Below are 17,812 nucleotides of genomic sequence, written 5' to 3'. Positions count from 1 at the left end.
TCGATGCAACGACTTCTAGCGGTTCTTCGGCGTTACTCAATCGTACTGGCGGTCACATTGAATTTCCGACCGTTACGCAGCCGATTTTCAGGATTTTGCCGACCTTGCCGCCTTCAGCGCTCGCGACCGTTCGCGGATCAGCCGCGCACGCTCCGGCTTGATCTCCTGCCGCGCGCGTCCGAGCGCCAGAGCGTCGGCCGGCACGTCGGCAGTGATCACGCTGCCGGATGCCACATAGGCGCCATCACCGATGGTGACCGGGGCGACGAGGGACGAGTTCGAGCCGATGAAGCTGCCGGCGCCGATGGTCGTGTGGTGCTTGTTGATGCCATCGTAGTTGCAGGTCACGGTGCCCGCGCCGATGTTGCTGTCGGCCCCAACGGTGGCATCGCCGATATAGGTGAGGTGGCTGACCTTGGCGCCCTCGCCGATCTTCGCGTTCTTGATCTCGACGAAATTGCCGACCTTGGCGCCTGTCGCCAGATCGGCGCCGGGACGCAGGCGCGCAAACGGACCGACAGTTGCACCCTCGCTGATGCGCGCACCTTCGACATGGGAGAAGGCGTGGATCACCGCCCCGCCCTCGACCACAGCACCGGGGCCGAAGACGACATTCGGCTCGATCAGCGCATCGGGGCCGATGATCGTGTCGTAGGAGAGATAAACGGTCTCCGGGGCGATCATCGTCACGCCCGACAGCATGACCTCGTATCGGCGTCGCTGTTGCCAGAGGCGCTCGATGACGGCCAGTTCAGCGCGATTGTTGCAACCGATGACCTCTGACTCGGGCGCATCGACCGCAACCACGCGGCCGCCCTCGGAGCGGGCGATCTCGACGAGGTCGGTCAGATAATATTCGCCCTTGGCATTTTCGTTGGTGATACGCGACAACAGGTCCAGCGCTTTGGCACCGTTGATTGCCATCAAGCCGCTGTTGCACCAGGTCACGGCGCGCTCTTCATCGGTCGCGTCCTTCTCCTCGCGGATCGCGATCAGTTCGTCGTCCCTGACCAGAAGCCGTCCGTAACCGCTCGGCTTGTCCGTGTGAAAGCCGATCACGACGACATCGTTGCCGGCAGCAAGCCCTGCCCGCGCCGCCCGGAGCGGTCCATCGGTGATCAGCGGAACATCGCCATAGGCAATCAGGATATCGTCGTAGCCGGATGCAATCGCCTCTTTCGCTGCCAGCACGGCGTGGCCGGTTCCGCGTCGCTCCTTCTGGAGGAAAGCCTGGATCTCCATGCCGTCGCGCCGGGCTGCCCGGGTGACAGCCTCGGCATCGCGCCCGACGACGAGCGCTGTCGCTCCAATATCGGTCCTGGCAATGGCTTCCATCACATGCGCGATCATCGGGCGACCAGCGATGGGATGCAGCACCTTCGACATCGACGACTTCATACGGGTGCTGTCGCCGGCAGCAAGAATGACGGCAAGGCAGGTGCGTTCCATGGCGAGCTCCGGCGACTGGATCTGGTGCGGTCAACACCGCTTGGGCGTCTCATAGCAGCTAGACCGGAGCGGTACCAAGAGCAAAAAGCGATGGCCGATCAGGGTTTGCTCAGCGCCTCGAAAGCCTCCAGCACATGGCCGCGACCATCGAGAATCACATATTCCATGGCCGCACGGGCCGCCTTCACATCGCGGGCGCCGATGGCGTCGACGATCTGCATGTGGGTGACTGAAATGTTGCTGAAGCCCTCGCTCGAAGGCGGCGTGCTCATCCGGAACATTCCGACCAGCGCCGCCTCGATCAGGCTTCCGAGCGTCCGCATGAACGGGTTGTGGGAGATATCGGCGATGGCCATGTGGAACTTGAGGTCGGCGACGGCGAGACTGTCTCTCGTGTGGTTCGTGGCCGCCATCTCGGTCGCCAGCAGCCGCAGATCCTCGATCTCCGACTCGACGGCGCGCTCGGCCACCAGACCTGCAGCAAAAGGTTCAAAAGCAAGCCGTATGTCATAGAGATGCAACAGGAATTCACGATTGACACCGCTGTCGAAATGCCATGTCAGCACCTCGCTGTCGAACATGTTCCAGTGGATCTTTTCAGTGACCTTGGTGCCGACGCGCGCTCGCGGCACGACAAGCCCCTTGGCCGCCAGGGTCTTCATGCTCTCCCGCAGCACGGTGCGCGACACCTTGAAGCGCTGCAGCAGATCGCCGTCGCCGGGCAGGATCTCGCCAACGGCGAAGGAGCCGCTGACGATGGCCTTGCCGAGATCGTCGACGACCTGGGAATGGCTGTTCCGCGATTTGCCGTTCGGCTGTTGTCTGTCGATCAAACGGCTGCGCAACTTGTTATCCTCTCAAGCAAAACGCCGGTTATAGCGTGACAGCAGGAGCAGGCCCTTTTGCAGCAGGATGAAGGCAAAAAGCAGAAAGCCGATGAGGATCTTGGTCCACCAGCTCGACAGCGTGCCGTCGAAGGTGATGTAGGTCTGGATGAGGCCCTGGATCAGGATACCGATCAGCGTGCCTCCGACAAAGCCGGCGCCGCCCGTGAGCAGCGTGCCGCCGATCACCACGGCCGCAATCGCATCGAGCTCCACCCCGACCGTTGCCAGCGAATAGCCGGCTGAGGTGTAGAGCGAGAAGACGATCCCGGAGAGGCCTGCCAGGAAACCGGAAAGCGCGTAGATCAGGATGGTCGTGCGTGCCACCGGAACGCCCATCAGCGCTGCCGTCTGCACTCCGCCGCCAAGCGCATAGACGTTTGCGCCGAAACGCGTGCGGTGGGCGAGCAGCATGCCGACAGCAAAGACGACGAGCATAATGAAACCGATGCACGTCAACCTGCCACCGCCGGGCAGAAGCAGATAGAAATCGCTGAGCTGCGTGTAGAAGTCGTTGTTGATCGGAATGCTATCGATCGAAACCACGAAGGCGATACCACGGGCCAGAAACATGCCGGCAAGCGTCACGATGAAGGGCGGCATTTGCAGATAGTGGATCGTCGCCCCCATCGCGGCGCCGAAGGTGCTGGTGATGAGGAGCACGATCGCAAATGCGACCAGCGGATGGATCGATGTATCGCGCAGCACGACTGCCAGAAACACGCCGGTGAAGGCGATCACAGAGCCGATCGACAGATCGATGCCGCCGGAAAGGATGACGAAGGTCATGCCGACGGCCGCGATACCGAGGAAGGCATTGTCGGTAAAGAGGTTGCCGACGACCCGGGTCGAGAGGATGGTCGGATACTGGACCGCGCAGAGCGCGTAGGCCAGGATGAAGATGACGATGGTGGCCAGCAAGGGCAGGTATTTGGAGTTCACTTGGCCGGCTCCCTCTGGCTATCGGGCTTGGGTATATCGACCTGCCGCTCCGGGCGGCGAGTAAAGAAAATACCGACGGATTTCAGGGCCGGCGACTGGATGACGAGGATTACGATCACGATGACCGCCTTGATCACCAGATTGAACTCCGGCGGAAAGCCCGACAGCAGAATGCCCGTATTGACGGACTGGATGATTATCGCACCCAGCAACGAGCCGACGATGCTGAACCGGCCGCCGAGCAGTGAGTTTCCACCGACGACCACAGCAAGGATCGCATCGAGCTCCAGCCAGAGGCCCGCATTATTCGCATCGGCGCCTTTGATGTCCGCAGCGACGACGACGCCTGCGACCGAGGCGCATAGGCCGCTCAGTGCATAGACAGCCATCAGCAGCACCGGTGTCTGGATGCCCGACAGCGTGCTCGCCCGCCTGTTGATGCCGATGGCTTCGACCAGCATGCCGAGCGCGGTCCGTCGCACCAACAGCGTGATGACGATGCCGGCGACGATCCAGATGACGACCGGCATCGGCAGGGCTGCAATCGAGCCGCTGCCAAAAAAGATCAGCCCGTCATTGTTGAAGGTCATTATGACGCCTTCGGTCACCAACTGGGCGATGCCGCGACCTGCCACCATCAGCACCAGGGTAGCGATGATCGGCTGTATGTCGAGGACTGCGACGAGGAAGCCGTTCCAGACGCCGCAGAGCAGACCTGTACCCAGTGCCAGCACTAGGGTGTAGCCGACCGAATTGCCCGAGACGATCGAGGATGCCGCAACAGCGCCGCAGATCGCGATGACAGCACCGACCGACAGATCGATGCCCTTGGTGGCGATCACCAGCGTCATGCCAATTGCCAGCAGCGCCACCGGCGCGCCGCGGTTGAGGACGTCGATCAGGCTCCCGTAAAGCCTCTCATTCTGAATTTCCAGATGAAAGAACTGCGGGAACATGATGAAATTCAATAGAAGAATGAGAGCGAGTGCGATCAGCTGCGGAGCCAGCCTGATCAGCAGCGGCTTGAATGCGGAAGTCATGCATCCACCTTTTTGCTGGATGTGCCGGCAATTGCCTCGACGATGCGGTTGGCCGAGATTTCGGCGCCGGTCAGTTCGGCGATGTGTTCGCGGTCGCGCAAGACGACGACGCGCGAGCTGTAGGCGACGAGTTCGTCGAGCTCGGACGAGATGACGATCAGCGACATGCCTTGGGCGCAGAGATCCTCGATGAGATGGATGATCTCGGCATGCGCACCCACATCGATGCCGCGCGTCGGCTCGTCGAGTATGAGGAAGCTCGGGTTGGTCGCCAGCCAGCGGGCAAGGATGGCCTTTTGCTGGTTGCCGCCGGACAGAAGCCGGATGGGCTTTTCGCGGTCGGTCGTGCGAATATCGAGGGCCTTGATGTAGCGGTCGGCGATAGCGTTCTGTTCGCTCCGTGCAAGGGGCCGCGCCCAGCCGCGGCGTGCCTGCAGCGCCACGACGATATTTTCGCGGATCGACAGGTCGCCGATGATGCCGTCGGTCTTGCGGTCTTCCGGGCAAAAGCCGAAGCCGCTCTTGATGGCAGCGCGTGGTGTGGACAGTGCCAGGGGCTTGCCGTCTGCCGTCGCCTCGCCGCTGTCGGCTCGTTCGACGCCGAACATGACCTCCGCCGTCTCCGTCCGGCCAGAGCCGAGCAGGCCGGCAACGCCGACCACTTCGCCGGCGCGAACATCGAGATCGAACGGCATGATTTTGCCGCGCTTGCCGAAATTCCTGAACTGGAACTTGACCGGCCCGGCAGCGTCCTGATCCACCCGGACGGCAGCCTCGGCTGCGGCCAGCTCACGGCCGAGCATCATCTCGATCAGGGCCTGGCGCTCCAGTCCCTCGCGGTCGCGCGTCCCGACCAGCTTGCCGTTGCGAAGAACAGTGATACGGTCGCTGATCTCGAACACTTGTTCGAGAAAATGCGTAATGAATATAATGCCTAGGCCGCGAGCCCTCAGGTTCTTGATGATGCCGAAAAGCATCGCAACTTCCTGGGCGTCGAGGCTGGCAGTCGGCTCGTCAAGGATCAGCACCTTGCCGGAGAGATCGACGGCACGGGCGATGGCGATGACCTGCTGGATGGCAACGGAAAAGCGGTCGAGCTGTCGGCCGACATCGAGATCGATGCCGTATTGCGCCAGCAGCGTACGGGCCTGCTCGTTCATCTTGCGGCTGCTGACCATGCCAAACTTGCGCGGTTGACGCCCTAGAAACAGGTTCTCGGCGACGCTCAGGTTGGGCAGCAGATTAACTTCCTGATAGACAGTTCCGATCCCGAGCTTTTGCGCCGACAGCGTGTCGTGTGGCTGGATTTCAGCACCATCGAGAACGAGGGTGCCGGCATCGGGGCGGTAGGCGCCGGTCATGCATTTGATCAACGTCGATTTGCCTGCGCCGTTTTCGCCGAGCAGCGCATGCACTTCGCCGCGTCGCAATGTGAAATTGACGTGATCGAGGGCGGTTGAGCCAGGGAAATATTTGCAGAAATCGGTGGCCGCGAGAATGTTCTCGAAATCGTGAGCCATGGAAGGATATGTTTCCTGATATTGAGCGTTCAGGCCACGGCGGCGGACATGATGTCCGATACGATGCCAAGGCTGTTCCGCACCGGCCCATGATGGGCCGGTGCGGTTCTATGGTTCAAATCAGTAGCCGAGGCCCTTTTTGGCTTCGTAGACCTTCTGCGGGTCGTCAGCCTGCGTGTAGAGCTTGGAGTCCGTCTGGATCCACTTCTTAGGCTCTTTCTTGTCCTTCAGGTAGGCTTCGAGAGCGTCGAAGGCTGGTCCCGCCATGTTCGGCGTCAGCTCGACCGTGGCATTGGCTTCGCCGGCTGCCATTGCCTTGAACAGATCCGGCACCGAGTCGATCGACACTGTGAGGATGTCCTTGCCTGGCTTCAGGCCGGCTTCCTTGATTGCCTGGATGGCGCCGACAGCCATGTCGTCGTTATGTGCGTAGACGGCGCAGATGTCCTTGCCGCCATTTTCGGCCTTCAGGAAGCTTTCCATGACTTCCTTGCCCTTGGAACGGGTAAAGTCGCCAGTCTGGCTGCGGACGATCTTCAGGTTGTCATGGCCGGCAATGGCTTGCTCGAAGCCCTTCTTGCGGGCGATGGCAGGCGATGAACCGGTTGTCCCCTGAAGCTCGACGATATCGCACTTCTTCGTGCCGACGGTCTTTACCAGCCAGTCGCCGGCAACCTTGCCTTCGTAGACCTGGTCGGAGGTAACGGCCGTCAGGTACAGGTCCTTCGGTGCGTCGATGTCACGGTCGAGCAGGATGACCGGGATCTTGGCTTCCTTGGCTTCCTTCAGGACAGCGTCCCAGCCTGTTGCAACGATCGGCGCGATCAGGATGGCATCGACGCCCTGGGCAATGAAGGAACGGATGGCCTTGATCTGGTTTTCCTGCTTCTGCTGCGCATCGGCAAACTTCAGATCGATGCCGCGCTTCTTGGCTTCGTTCTTCGTCAGCGTCGTCTCGGCAGCGCGCCAGCCCGATTCGGAACCGATCTGCGAGAAGCCGACGACCAATGGCTTGGCGTAGGCCGAATTAAACATGCAGGCAGCAAGAATTGTTGCACTCGCGAGTGCGGTCTTCAATCTCATGATTTCCTCCCATTGGGCCGCCTCCACGCGGCCAACGTTAAAAAATCATATAGTAATACTTTTGTAAATGCGGATAGTGTGACGCACTGCAGCAAAAAGGGCGCCAAATCGGCGCCCTTTCCGTTAGTTCAATGGAATATACTGTTCACTTCGGCAGTTTGTCGTCGACGCCTTCGACGTAGAAGTTCATGCCCAGCAGCGTGCCGTCGTCGGCCTTCTCGCCAGCCTTGAGCCAAGGCGTACCGTCCTGCTTGTTTATCGGGCCGGTAAACGGTGCAAGCTCTCCGGACCTGATCTTGGCTTCGGTGTCTTCAGCCATCTTCTTCACGTCATCCGGCATGTTGGTGTAAGGCGCCATGGTGAGGTTGCCGGCCTTCAGTCCGTCGAAGGACTGCTCGGACTTCCAGGTGCCGTCCATCAGCGCCTTGACGCGCTTGATGTAGTAGGGACCCCAGGTGTCCTCGATCGCCGTCAGCTGTACCTTGGGGCCGGCCTTGATCATGTCCGAGGACTGACCGAAAGCATAGACGCCGCGCTGTTCGGCAACCTGCATCGGTGCCGTGGTATCGGTGTGCTGGGTCAGCACGTCGACCCCCTGGTCGATCAGCGCCTTTGCCGCATCGGCTTCCTTGCCCGGGTCGAACCAGGTGTTGATCCAGATGACCTTCATCTTGAAATTCGGGTTGACCGACTTGGCGCCCTGCTCGAAGGCGTTGATGCCCATGACGACTTCCGGAACCGGGAAGGTTGCGATGTATCCGGCGATACCCTTCTTCGACATCTTGCCGGCAATCTGGCCGTTGATGTAGCGGCCTTCGTAGAAGCGCGAATTGTAGGTCGCGAGGTTGTCGGCAGTCTTGAATCCGGTCGCGTGTTCAAACTTGACCTTCGGGAACTTCTTGGCAACTGCAACCGTCGAGTCCATGAAGCCGAACGACGTCGTGAAGACGATCGAGCAATTCGAACGGGCCATGCGCTCGATGGCGCGCTCGGAGTCCGGGCCTTCGGCAACGTTTTCGAGGTAGGCGGTTTCGACTTTGCTGCCGAATTCCTTTTCGACCGCAAGGCGGCCCATGTCGTGGGCCTGCGACCAGCCGCCGTCGGTGTGGGAACCGACATAGACGAAGCAGACCTTGGTCTTGCCAGCCGCTTCGGCCGACGAGCCGAAACCGATGATCACGGCGGCGGTTGCTGCCAGTGCAATTGCAATTTTTTTCATAAGAACCCCTGTTGTTTGTAAAGTTGGCGAGAGCCCGTCTTCTGGCATTTTATCACCGGTCCGGCACGAAGGATTTGCCGAGCGATGCCGGCGTATTGATGAGAGTCATACGCCGATTTTGAGAAATGATGATAAGCACGATCACTGTCGCCGCATAGGGAAGCATCGACAGAAACTGGGCTGGAATGCCGATGCCGAACGCCTGTGCATGCAGCTGCAGGATCGTCACCGCCCCGAACAGGTAGCCGCCCGCTAATATGCGCCACGGACGCCAGGACGAGAACACCACGAGCGCCAGGGCGATCCAGCCACGGCCGCCGGACATGTTCTCCGTCCATTGCGGCGTATAGATCAGCGACAGCTGCGCGCCAGCCAGCCCGGCGCAGGCACCGCCGAACATCACGGCCAGATAGCGCGTCCTGATGACAGGAATGCCGAGGGCATGGGCCGATCCGTGGCTGTCGCCGATGGCTCGGAGTTTAAGCCCCGCCCGGCTGCGGAACAGGAACCAGTTGACGGCGATGACGAGCAAGATGGATACGTAAAAGACGATGTCCTGCTTGAACAGCACGGTGCCGATGTAGGGTATTTGCGACAGCAGCGGGATCTCGATCGGAAGTAGCCGGATGCCGGGAACGCTGACATAGGACTCGCCGATCATGCCGGAGGCGCCGAGCCCCATAATCGTCAGCGCCAGCCCCGTCGCCACCTGGTTTGCAACCAGCGTCAGGGTGAGAAAGCTGAACAGCAGCGAGAAAAACGCGCCGCCGGCAATCCCTGCCAGCAATCCAATATAGGCGGAGCCGCTCAGTTGTGCTGCGGCGAAGGCGCTGACGGAGCCGATGACCACCATGCCCTCGACGCCGAGATTGAGGACGCCGGCCCGCTCCGTCACCAGTTCGCCGATGGCGGCAATGACGAGCGGAGTCGATGCGGTGATGATGGTCAGCAGGACGGCTTCGAAAAAGGTCATGATGCGGCTCCTGTCCGGGCCCGGATGCGCGACCAGACGATGCGCACCTTGTAGTAGATCAGCGTATCGCAGGAGAGCACGAAGAACAGCAGGAAGCCTTGGAAGACGCGCGTCACCTTGTCCGAAACACCGATCGACAACTGTGCCGCCTCGCCGCCGATGTAGGTGAGCGCCAGGACGAAGCCCGATGCAATGATGCCGAGCGGATTGAGCCTGCCGAGAAAGGCGACGATGATGGCCGTGAAGCCGTAGCTGGGCGAGATATCGGGCTGCAGATGGCCGATGGAGCCTGAAACTTCGGAGATCCCTGCAAGGCCCGCCAGCGCACCCGAGAGGATGAAGCTGAACCAAACCATCTTACGGGGCGAAAAGCCGGCAAACCGCCCTGCCCGTTCGGATTGGCCGAGTACCACGACCTCGAAGCCCTTCAGGGTAAAGCGCATCATGAACCAGATGAGCACCGCCGCAACGATGGCGAATATCAGTCCCCAATGGGCCGTGACGATATCGTCCCAGATCGGCGGCAGCACTTGGTCTGGCGTGAAATCGCGCGTCCCGTAAAAGCCGTGCCCATCGGGATTGCGCCAGGGACCGCGAGTCAGCCAGTCGAGAAACAGCTGGGCGATATAGGTGAGCATCAGGCTGGTGAGAATTTCGTTGGTGTTGAAATGCGTCTTCAGCAGTGCCGGGATCGTCGCAAACAGGGCGCCGCCGAGCGCGCCCATGACCAGCATCAGCGGCAGGACCAGCGGCGACTGCCAGTCGTAGAAATAGACGGGGATCATCGAGCCAACGATGGCACCGACGCTGTACTGGCCTTCCGCGCCAATGTTCCAGTTGTTCGAGCGGTAGCAAACCGACAGGCCGACGGCGATCAGGATCAGCGGTGCGGCCTTCTTGGCAAGCTCGTTCAGCGACCAGGGATCGAACAGCGGTTCCACGAGCAAAGCATAGAGCGAACCGAGCGGATCCTTGCCGAGGAGCAGGAACATGATGCCCCCGGCAATCAGGGTGAGCAGCAGGGCCAGAAGCGGCGACAGCAGGCCGAACAGCCTGGAGACTCCGCCGCGCTTCTCGAGTTCAATGCGCATGGGCCGGCTCCGCCTCTGTCGACACGCCGTGGGTGCCACCCATCAACAGTCCTATCTTTTCACGTGTCATCTCGCCTGCCGGATAGGACGGGGACAGATGCCCGTCCGATATGACGGCAATCTCGGTGGCGACCTCGAAGATTTCGTCGAGGTCCTGGCTGATCACCAGTACCGCCGATCCGGCCTTGGCGAGATCGACCAGGGCTTGGCGGATACGGCTCGCAGCGCCGGCGTCGACACCCCAGGTGGGCTGGTTGACAACTAGCACGTCCGGCTGGCGATCGAGCTCACGACCGACGATGAACTTCTGCAGGTTGCCGCCGGAGAGCGAGCCGGCCATCGGGTCTTCGCCGCTCTTGCGCACGTCCATGGCCTCGGAAATCCGCTTTGTCGCCAGCGTCACCGCAGCGCGACGAATGATCTGCAACGCGCCGCCGCCGAGAAACGCCTTGCGGTCGGACTGGCTGCGGGCCAGCACCAGATTGTCGGAAAGGCTTAGGGTCGTGACGGCAGCGTGGCCGTGGCGCTCCTCGGGCACGAAACCGGCGCCAAGCAGGCGGCGGGCGGTTATGCCCCTTGTCCCCACCGGCTCGCCGCGGATGAAAATAAGGTCGTCGGAGACCACCGGGAACTCGCCGGAGATGACGTCGAAAAGTTCGCCCTGGCCGTTGCCGGCAACCCCGGCGATAGCAAGGATTTCGCCGGCGCGGACGCGGAGCGACACCTGGCTCAGCGAAATGGCGAACGGCGTTCGCGCGTGCACGGAAAGACCGGCAATCTCGAGCTGGATCTCGCCCTTTTCGCCGCGATCGCCGTGCTTGATGCTGGCAACGTCGCTGCCGACCATCATGCGCGCCAGCGAGCCTGTCGTCTCCTGCTTCGGATCGCAGGCGCCGGTGACGCGCCCATGGCGCAGCACGGTGGCGCGGTCGCAGATACGCTGCACTTCTTCAAGACGATGGCTGATGTAAAGCACCGAGCGACCTTCCGCACGCAGCTTGAACAGCGTTTCGAACAGGCGATCGGCCTCCTGCGGCGTCAGCACCGACGTCGGTTCATCGAGAATGATCAGTTTCGGGTTCTGCAGCAGCGCCCGGACGATCTCGATCCTCTGGCGTTCGCCAACGGAGAGATCGGCAACATGGGCAAAGGGGTCGAGCGGCAGTCCGTACGCCTCTGACAGGGCGGCGGCTTCCTCGGCGATCTTGGCAATCGGGATATTGTCGTCCAGCGAAAGTGCGATGTTCTCGGCCACCGTCAGCGCCTCGAACAGGGAAAAATGCTGGAATACCATGCCGATGCCGAGCCTGCGGGCGTCGCCGGGCGAAGGGATCGACACAGCGTTGCCCTGCCAGACGATATCGCCGTCGCTGGGCTCCAGGACGCCGAACAGCATCTTGACGAGCGTCGACTTGCCCGCGCCGTTTTCGCCTAGCAGCGCATGAATTTCGCCGGGCTGGATGTCGATATCTATTTCGTTGCAGGCAGCGAAACTGCCAAACAGTTTCGTCAGCTTTCGGACCGACAGTAACGCGCCGTTCGGCGACGCATCGGATGACGACACGGATTCCTCATTTTCCCTGCAGCCCTCGTCCTCTCAGGATCTTCTAGGCCTCAGCAGTCTCGTTCCACTCTGTTCTCATGCAACCGCAAGCACGGGCCACGGCGACGTCTGGTTGATATTGATACCGACTTTGTTGCTTTGCACAACAGCAAATAATGGCTCGAAGCTCATCCTGTGGATGAACTTCCCGTCAGCGGCGACCGAGTGACGGGAAGAACTGCAGAACGGCACCGATGCAATAGAGATAGATGCCGCTCAGGATGAACAGGACGAGGGCCCACTGGGGCATGACGAAGTCCCTCAGCAGCGAATAGATGCCGAGCGCCGACCACAGCAGGAACACGAAGAGATTGAGCGGTCGCAGCCGCTTGACGCGCACCGGATGAAGAAAATTGATCGGCAGGAATGTCAGCACGACCGAGAAACTGACGATGACCATGGCGGTCGTCGCTCCGGGCTGGATGACGAAAAGCGTGAATACCACCATGTTCCAGACGACGGGGAAGCCGGAGAAGAAATACTCTTCCGTCTTCATGCCGGTGTCGGCGTAGTAGATCGCGCTCGAGACGACGATCATGCCGGCGGCGGCAAAGGAAAGCGGCTCGCCGATCATGCCGCTCTCGTAAAGCGCAAAGGCCGGCAGCAGGACATAGGTCACATAGTCGATGATGTTGTCGAGCGTATCGCCCGACCAGTTCGGCAGGACCTCCTTGACGCGCACCTTTCTGGCGATGGGACCGTCTATCCCGTCCACCAGCAGTGCCAGCCCGAGCCACCAGAACATCACCACGAAACGATGCTCGGCCGCCGCCACGACGCCGAGGAACGCCAGGAACGAGCCGGAGGCTGTCAGGATGTGGACGGAGAACGCACGGATCTCCGCATAAGGCACCCGCCTGTACTTAAAGATTTTCATGCGTCCCCGTATCGCCACCCTATCAGCCCGTCCCGGCAGGCATGTTTTGCCCAATATGCATCCTTTGTTCAACGCTGCCAGCGCAAAAGCACAATTTATAACCGTTGTGCCCGCCGATTTTCGCTGCCTGCGCCATTTCATCCCATGGATTTCGCCGGTGCGAGAGACTACCTCTGATGCCTGAAACAACAGGACGGGACCTATGGAGCAGATGGATATCACGATTGTCGGCGGTGGCCCTGCTGGCATGATTGCCGCCATTGCGCTTGGCCGCGGTGGCAGGCAAGTTGCCTTCGTCGCGCCGGCGCCGGCGAAAACCGATCGGCGCACCACGGCTTTGATGGACCAGTCGATTCGCTTTCTCGAGAGGCTGGGCGTGTGGCAGGAGATTGCACCGTCCACCGCTGCCTTGACGACCATGCAGATCATCGACGGCACCACCCGCCTCCTGCGCTCACCCACCGTCGCTTTCCATTCAGCCGAGATCGGCCTCGAGGCATTTGGGTACAACATGCCGAACTCGGTGCTGCTGGCCGCACTTGCCAAGGCCGTCAGTGAAGAACGCAACATCAGGTCCGTAGAGGCGACAGCCGCTGGCATCGACATCCGCGACGATTGTGTCATCGTGACGCTCGACACCGGTGAGACCGTGCGATCCGATTTCGTCGTCGGCGCCGATGGTCGGAGTTCGATGGTGAGAGACGCTGCCGACATCTCGGTAAAGACCTGGTCCTACCCGCAGTCTGCGATGGTGCTGAATTTCGAGCATTCCCTTCCCCATCGTAACGTCTCTACCGAATTCCACACCGAGAGCGGGCCATTCACGCAAGTGCCCCTTCCCGGCAACCGATCGAGCCTGGTCTGGGTCCAGAAGCCGGACGAGGCTGCGCGCAATGCAGCCAGGACGCCTGAAGATCTTAGCGTCCTCGTCGAGGAACGGATGCAGTCGCTGCTGGGCAAGGTGACGGTCGCGGACGGCGTGCAGGTGTGGCCACTTTCCGGGATGACCGCTGCGCATTTCGGCAAGGGTCGCGCGGCGCTGATCGGCGAAGCAGCCCATGTGTTCCCGCCCATCGGCGCGCAAGGCCTCAACCTCAGCCTGCGCGATATCATGGCGCTCACCGACATTCTTTGCGACAATCCGCAGGAGGCAATTTCACCGCTTTCAGGCGATCGCTTCGACCGCAAGCGGCGTGCCGATATCCTCAGCCGGACAGCAAGCGTCGATTTGCTCAACCGTTCTCTTCTGTCGGATTTCCTGCCGGTACAAGTGCTTCGAGCAGCGGGATTGCATGTGCTCGCCTCGCTGACGCCACTGCGCAACATCGTCATGCGCGAAGGCATCGAGCCCGGTAAAGGCTTGCGCTTTATCCCCACGTTCCTAATGGAAAAGCTGCGCCGGCAGGCTTCCTGAGCGGATCATATAGAGGATCGCCGACACCGTGACGATCGAGGCCGCCGTGCTGATAAGGATGGTCGCCGACGCACGCTCCTGCCAGACACCGTATTGCTGGCTCATGACGAAGACATTCGTGGCAGTCGGTAACGCGGCGAGCAGTACGGCGGAATAGATCCAGATCGGCTCTATGCCGCCGACCGCCTCCAGTGCCAGGTAGACGACAAGCGGGTGAAGAATGAGCTTGGCTGGCACGATGTAGCCGATCTCTGCCGGAATACGCCGCAGTGGCCGCAACGCAAGGGTGACACCCATCGCAAACAGGGCGCAAGGCGCTGCAGCCTGCGCGAGATAGTCGACGAACCGGCGGAACGCCAATGGCTGATCTACAGCGGTTGCGGCAGCGACAAACCCGAGCGCCGTGGACAGGATGAAGGGGTGAAACAGGACCTTTCGCGCGACGTCGCAAGCAAGACGCGCCTTCGTCCTTTTGTCCTTTCCCTCGATTGCCATCAGCGCCGGTGCAACGATGAAATGTAGCGCATTCTCCAGGCAGACGATCAGCGCCACCGGCACTGCAGCCTTCTCGCCAAAGGCCAGCAGCGCCAGGGCCGGCCCCATATAGCCGATATTGCCATAGGCCCCGGCAAAGGCCTGCATCGTACTTTCCGGCAACGAGTTTCGTCGCACGAACCGCCCGACGATGAGCAGCAGGACAAAGATGGAATAGGTCGCCGCCAGATCGGTGCCGATGAAGCCCAGGCGCGTCAATTGCTCGATCGGCGTCTGCGACACCAATTTGAAGAAAAGCGCCGGCAGAGCAGCATAGACGATGAAGGTGTTGAGCCAGCCAAGAGCCTCGGCCGGCTGCTTCGTAATGCGCGCCGCGATCGCACCGATCAGGATCAGGCCGAAAAACGGTAAAAGCAGACCGACAATGTCAGCCATCAGGCATTTCCGATTCGAAAAGCAGGAGAATATTAGTTCGCCTTGCTACCCGATTTGCATGAGGATGGGAAAGGTCTGCTGGAACCAGATCGCGGCTTGACTGACGAAGCCGAACATGAAGGCCAGCCCGGTCAGCACCAGGAACGCCCCCATCACCTTTTCGACCAGGCCGAGATGACGGCGGAAGCGGGCTAGAAAGCCCATGAAGGCGCCCGAAAATCCGGCGGCAATCCAGAACGGCACGGCAAGGCCCAGCGAATAGACGGCCAACAGCCCTGCTCCGGCACCTACGGTTTCACGCGAGGCGGCAACTCCGAGGATAGCGCCCAGCACCGGGCCGATGCACGGCGTCCAGCCGAAGGCAAAGGCCAGACCCATGATATAGGCGCCGGTCCAGGTCGCAGGCTTGCCGCCTCCCTGGAACCGCGCCTCACGCGACAGCAGGCCGAACCGCAAGATGCCAAGGAAATTCAGCCCCATGACAATGATGATGAAACCGCCGACCTGGGCCAGCAGATCGAGATGCTGGCGCAGCATCAGGCCGATAGTCGAGGCCCCGGCACCGAGCGCCACGAAGACGGTGGAAAAACCCAGCGTGAAGAACAGCGCCGAAAGCAGCACGCCGCCGCGCACCTGCGATCGATCCGTGACCACTGCGTTACCGCCACGAAACTGCTCCACCGAGATACCCGCCATGTAGCAGAGGTAAGGCGGCACCAGCGGCAGGACGCAAGGCGACAGGAAGGACAACGCACCGGCCAGCAGAGCACTGAGCAGCGAAATATCGGCAATCGACACGAAACACTCCAGATCCAGCGAGATCGCCTACCTATCGCCGGCATTCCGCCAAAGCCAATCACCTTTTGAGGAAGGCAGAAGAAAACCGGTTTGTGCGACGAAAAAGCACGATTTTCCGGGTTGACCGCATCGGGACGTCTGCCTATGTTCCGCGCACTTCCGGCAGGGTCGTTTCAGAGACCCAAGGCCAACGGTGGGGCGGGTAGCTCAGCTGGTAGAGCATTCGACTTTTAATCGAATGGTCATGGGTTCGAGTCCCATCCCGCCCACCACTTCAATATTTTTCCATTCCCGAGACATAGCAAATCGCTTGATCGCCGAGGCAGGTGACGAAGCGATCTCCCGATCCAAATTGATCACCTCAATATCGATTGCCAAGTCTACCAAACAAAGCGTTGACCGCATCGGCGTTTGCGCTGCAGCAAATATCTTCGGCTACCGAGTTGAATTGGCGCATTTAATTCACGCCGCTCGTGGAACAAATCTGCGTGAAGTGCATTTTACGTGGGATTTTACTTAACCGGAGAGAATATTATGCAAGACGCACAAATTGGTTGGATCGCAGCAATTGTTATCGGTGGCCTCGCAGGCTGGCTGGCCGAAATGTTCATGAAAAGCAACACCGGCATCATCATGAACATCATTCTCGGTATCGTCGGCGCTATCGTCGCCAACTTTATCCTCGGCGCACTTCACATCAGCCTCGGCACCGGCTGGATTGCATACCTGATCGCTGGCTTCATCGGCGCCTGCATCCTGATCGCCGTCGGACGTCTTATTCGCCGCTAACCTGACGCACTTCGTTTTGTGGGGAGAACGAAATGACGGAAATATCGATCGCTTCAACCAACCGCAAAGTCAGCCGGGGTCGTCCTTACAGCGTCGGCGAGTTTGCGGAGAAATACAGTCTCGAAGCAGAAGAGGCTGAGCGCCTCTTCACCAAGTTCGGTCCTTCTTCGACAGAACTAGACCTGCTCATGGCGGCCAAGAGACGGCCGCCGGCAACCGATACGACGGTAGATCGCTAAGGGATTGAACGTATAGCGTTTTGCGTCCTAGAAAGGGCCGTGTGTTCGTCGCACGGCCCTTTTGCTGTGCGGTTAGGCCACGATCACCCGACGAATGCCCGTTCGATGACGAACTCGCCCGGCTTGTTGTTGGCGCCTTCGTCGAGACCGGCCTTCTCCAGGATTTCCTTCGTCTCTTTCAGCATCTCTGAAGACCCGCAAATCATTCCGCGGTCGATGGCGGGATCGATGGGCGGGACGCCAAGATCGGTGAACAGCTTGCCGGAGGAGATGAGATCCGTGATCCGGCCGCGATACTCGAAATCCTCGCGTGTAACAGTCGCATAGTGGCGAAGCTTCGACCCGACGATCTCGCTCAGCAACTCGTCGTGCTGGATCTCGTGGACGAGATCGAATCCATATTTCAGCTCGGAGATTTCGCGGCAGGTGTGCGTCAGGATGACTTCGTCGAACTTCTCGTAGGTCTCTGGGTCGCGGATAAGGCTGGCGAACGGCGCGATGCCGGTACCGGTGGAAAACATATAGAGGCGTTTTCCGGGGGTGAGCGCATCAAGCACCAGCGTACCCGTGGGCTTCTTGCGCATGAGCACCTGATCGCCAGGCTTGATGCCCTGCAGGTGCGACGTCAGGGGACCGTCCGGTACCTTGATGGAGAAGAATTCGAGTTCGTCGGCCCAGGCCGGGCTGGCGATCGAATAGGCGCGGTAAATCGGCTTGCCGTCGACCATCAGACCGATCATCGCGAACTCGCCCGAGCGAAAGCGGAAACCTTGCGGTCTCGTCATAGTGAAGCGGAAAAGGCGATCGGTATAGTGGGTGACACTCAAAACCGTCTCGGCGAAAACGCCGGCGGGTACGGTCGATGCAAACTCATCTGTCGTCGTGGGGGCGTTCATGCGATTTCAGATCCCATAATGCGTGTGCGACTTCTATCGATCGCAGGCTGATATTCCACAATGCC

General features: G+C 60.5%; 18 protein-coding genes and 1 tRNA gene. 5 read left to right on the top strand and 14 right to left on the bottom strand.

Annotation, left to right across the window (positions count from 1 at the left end):
• Positions 1–87: 87 nt before the first annotated feature.
• The 11 genes from glmU to pcsA all read right to left on the bottom strand — a co-directional run bounded on the left by glmU (position 88) and on the right by pcsA (position 12,681).
• Positions 88–1,449, bottom strand: a complete 1,362-nt coding sequence (gene glmU, locus J5274_RS12395; RefSeq protein ID WP_142822623.1) for a bifunctional UDP-N-acetylglucosamine diphosphorylase/glucosamine-1-phosphate N-acetyltransferase GlmU — start codon at positions 1,447–1,449, stop codon at positions 88–90.
• Between the two features lie 98 nt (positions 1,450–1,547).
• Positions 1,548–2,294: a FadR/GntR family transcriptional regulator gene (locus tag J5274_RS12390; protein ID WP_142822622.1), complete on the bottom strand. Its 747-nt coding sequence runs from the start codon at positions 2,292–2,294 to the stop codon at positions 1,548–1,550.
• Positions 2,295–2,306: 12 nt separating this feature from the next.
• Positions 2,307–3,275, bottom strand: coding sequence for a galactofuranose ABC transporter, permease protein YjfF (yjfF, locus tag J5274_RS12385; RefSeq protein WP_142822620.1), 969 nt, complete (start codon positions 3,273–3,275; stop codon positions 2,307–2,309).
• A complete protein-coding gene (locus J5274_RS12380; protein ID WP_142822618.1) occupies positions 3,272–4,315 on the bottom strand; it encodes an ABC transporter permease in 1,044 nt (347 codons plus the stop codon). Before J5274_RS12380 ends, yjfF begins: the two co-directional genes overlap by 4 nt.
• Entirely contained in the window at positions 4,312–5,835 is a 1,524-nt protein-coding gene (gene ytfR, locus J5274_RS12375; protein ID WP_142822617.1) for a galactofuranose ABC transporter, ATP-binding protein YtfR, read from the bottom strand. The genes J5274_RS12380 and ytfR overlap by 4 nt, the downstream gene beginning before the upstream one ends.
• 120 nt (positions 5,836–5,955) lie before the next feature.
• Positions 5,956–6,918, bottom strand: coding sequence for a galactofuranose ABC transporter, galactofuranose-binding protein YtfQ (gene ytfQ / locus J5274_RS12370; RefSeq protein ID WP_142822615.1), 963 nt, complete (start codon positions 6,916–6,918; stop codon positions 5,956–5,958).
• A 145-nt stretch (positions 6,919–7,063) separates the two neighbouring features.
• Positions 7,064–8,137, bottom strand: a complete 1,074-nt coding sequence (locus J5274_RS12365; protein ID WP_142822613.1) for a BMP family ABC transporter substrate-binding protein — start codon at positions 8,135–8,137, stop codon at positions 7,064–7,066.
• Between the two features lie 52 nt (positions 8,138–8,189).
• A complete protein-coding gene (locus J5274_RS12360; protein ID WP_142822612.1) occupies positions 8,190–9,110 on the bottom strand; it encodes an ABC transporter permease in 921 nt (306 codons plus the stop codon).
• Complete coding sequence (locus tag J5274_RS12355; RefSeq protein WP_142822610.1) at positions 9,107–10,201, bottom strand: ABC transporter permease; 1,095 nt, start codon at positions 10,199–10,201, stop codon at positions 9,107–9,109. Before J5274_RS12355 ends, J5274_RS12360 begins: the two co-directional genes overlap by 4 nt.
• Positions 10,191–11,765, bottom strand: coding sequence for an ABC transporter ATP-binding protein (locus J5274_RS12350; protein WP_142822608.1), 1,575 nt, complete (start codon positions 11,763–11,765; stop codon positions 10,191–10,193). The genes J5274_RS12355 and J5274_RS12350 overlap by 11 nt, the downstream gene beginning before the upstream one ends.
• A 190-nt stretch (positions 11,766–11,955) precedes the next feature.
• Positions 11,956–12,681, bottom strand: coding sequence for a phosphatidylcholine synthase (pcsA, locus tag J5274_RS12345; protein WP_111215597.1), 726 nt, complete (start codon positions 12,679–12,681; stop codon positions 11,956–11,958).
• 202 nt (positions 12,682–12,883) lie between these two features.
• Between pcsA and J5274_RS12340 the strand changes: the two genes are divergently transcribed.
• On the top strand, positions 12,884–14,095 hold the full coding sequence (locus J5274_RS12340) for a UbiH/UbiF family hydroxylase (RefSeq protein ID WP_142828851.1): 1,212 nt from the start codon (positions 12,884–12,886) through the stop codon (positions 14,093–14,095).
• On the opposite strand, the gene J5274_RS12335 is transcribed toward J5274_RS12340, so the two are convergent.
• On the bottom strand, positions 14,063–15,025 hold the full coding sequence (locus J5274_RS12335) for an AEC family transporter (protein ID WP_142822603.1): 963 nt from the start codon (positions 15,023–15,025) through the stop codon (positions 14,063–14,065). The genes J5274_RS12340 and J5274_RS12335 overlap by 33 nt on opposite strands.
• A 45-nt stretch (positions 15,026–15,070) precedes the next feature.
• Positions 15,071–15,823, bottom strand: a complete 753-nt coding sequence (locus J5274_RS12330; RefSeq protein WP_142822601.1) for a cytochrome c biogenesis CcdA family protein — start codon at positions 15,821–15,823, stop codon at positions 15,071–15,073.
• A gap of 196 nt (positions 15,824–16,019) precedes the next feature.
• Here J5274_RS12330 and J5274_RS12325 point away from each other — a divergent pair.
• From J5274_RS12325 to J5274_RS12310, 4 genes are all read left to right on the top strand, one after another.
• Positions 16,020–16,095, top strand: a tRNA-Lys gene (locus J5274_RS12325).
• A gap of 38 nt (positions 16,096–16,133) precedes the next feature.
• Positions 16,134–16,343 carry a hypothetical protein gene (locus J5274_RS12320; protein WP_142822600.1) on the top strand — a complete coding sequence of 70 codons (210 nt, stop codon included), beginning with the start codon at positions 16,134–16,136 and terminating at the stop codon, positions 16,341–16,343.
• Positions 16,344–16,357: 14 nt separating this feature from the next.
• Positions 16,358–16,612, top strand: coding sequence for a GlsB/YeaQ/YmgE family stress response membrane protein (locus J5274_RS12315; RefSeq protein WP_111215590.1), 255 nt, complete (start codon positions 16,358–16,360; stop codon positions 16,610–16,612).
• A gap of 32 nt (positions 16,613–16,644) precedes the next feature.
• A complete protein-coding gene (locus J5274_RS12310) occupies positions 16,645–16,851 on the top strand; it encodes a hypothetical protein (RefSeq protein ID WP_142822598.1) in 207 nt (68 codons plus the stop codon).
• An 83-nt stretch (positions 16,852–16,934) separates the two neighbouring features.
• Here the strand turns inward: J5274_RS12310 and J5274_RS12305 are convergent, their stop codons facing one another.
• On the bottom strand, positions 16,935–17,747 hold the full coding sequence (locus tag J5274_RS12305) for a ferredoxin--NADP reductase (RefSeq protein ID WP_142822596.1): 813 nt from the start codon (positions 17,745–17,747) through the stop codon (positions 16,935–16,937).
• Between the last annotated feature and the right edge of the window lie 65 nt (positions 17,748–17,812).

Origin of the sequence: Rhizobium sp. L51/94 (assembly GCF_019355555.1) — a bacterium.
GTDB classification, from domain to species: Bacteria; Pseudomonadota; Alphaproteobacteria; order Rhizobiales; family Rhizobiaceae; genus Rhizobium; species Rhizobium rhododendri.
This window is presented reverse-complemented; position numbering and strand designations above follow the sequence as displayed.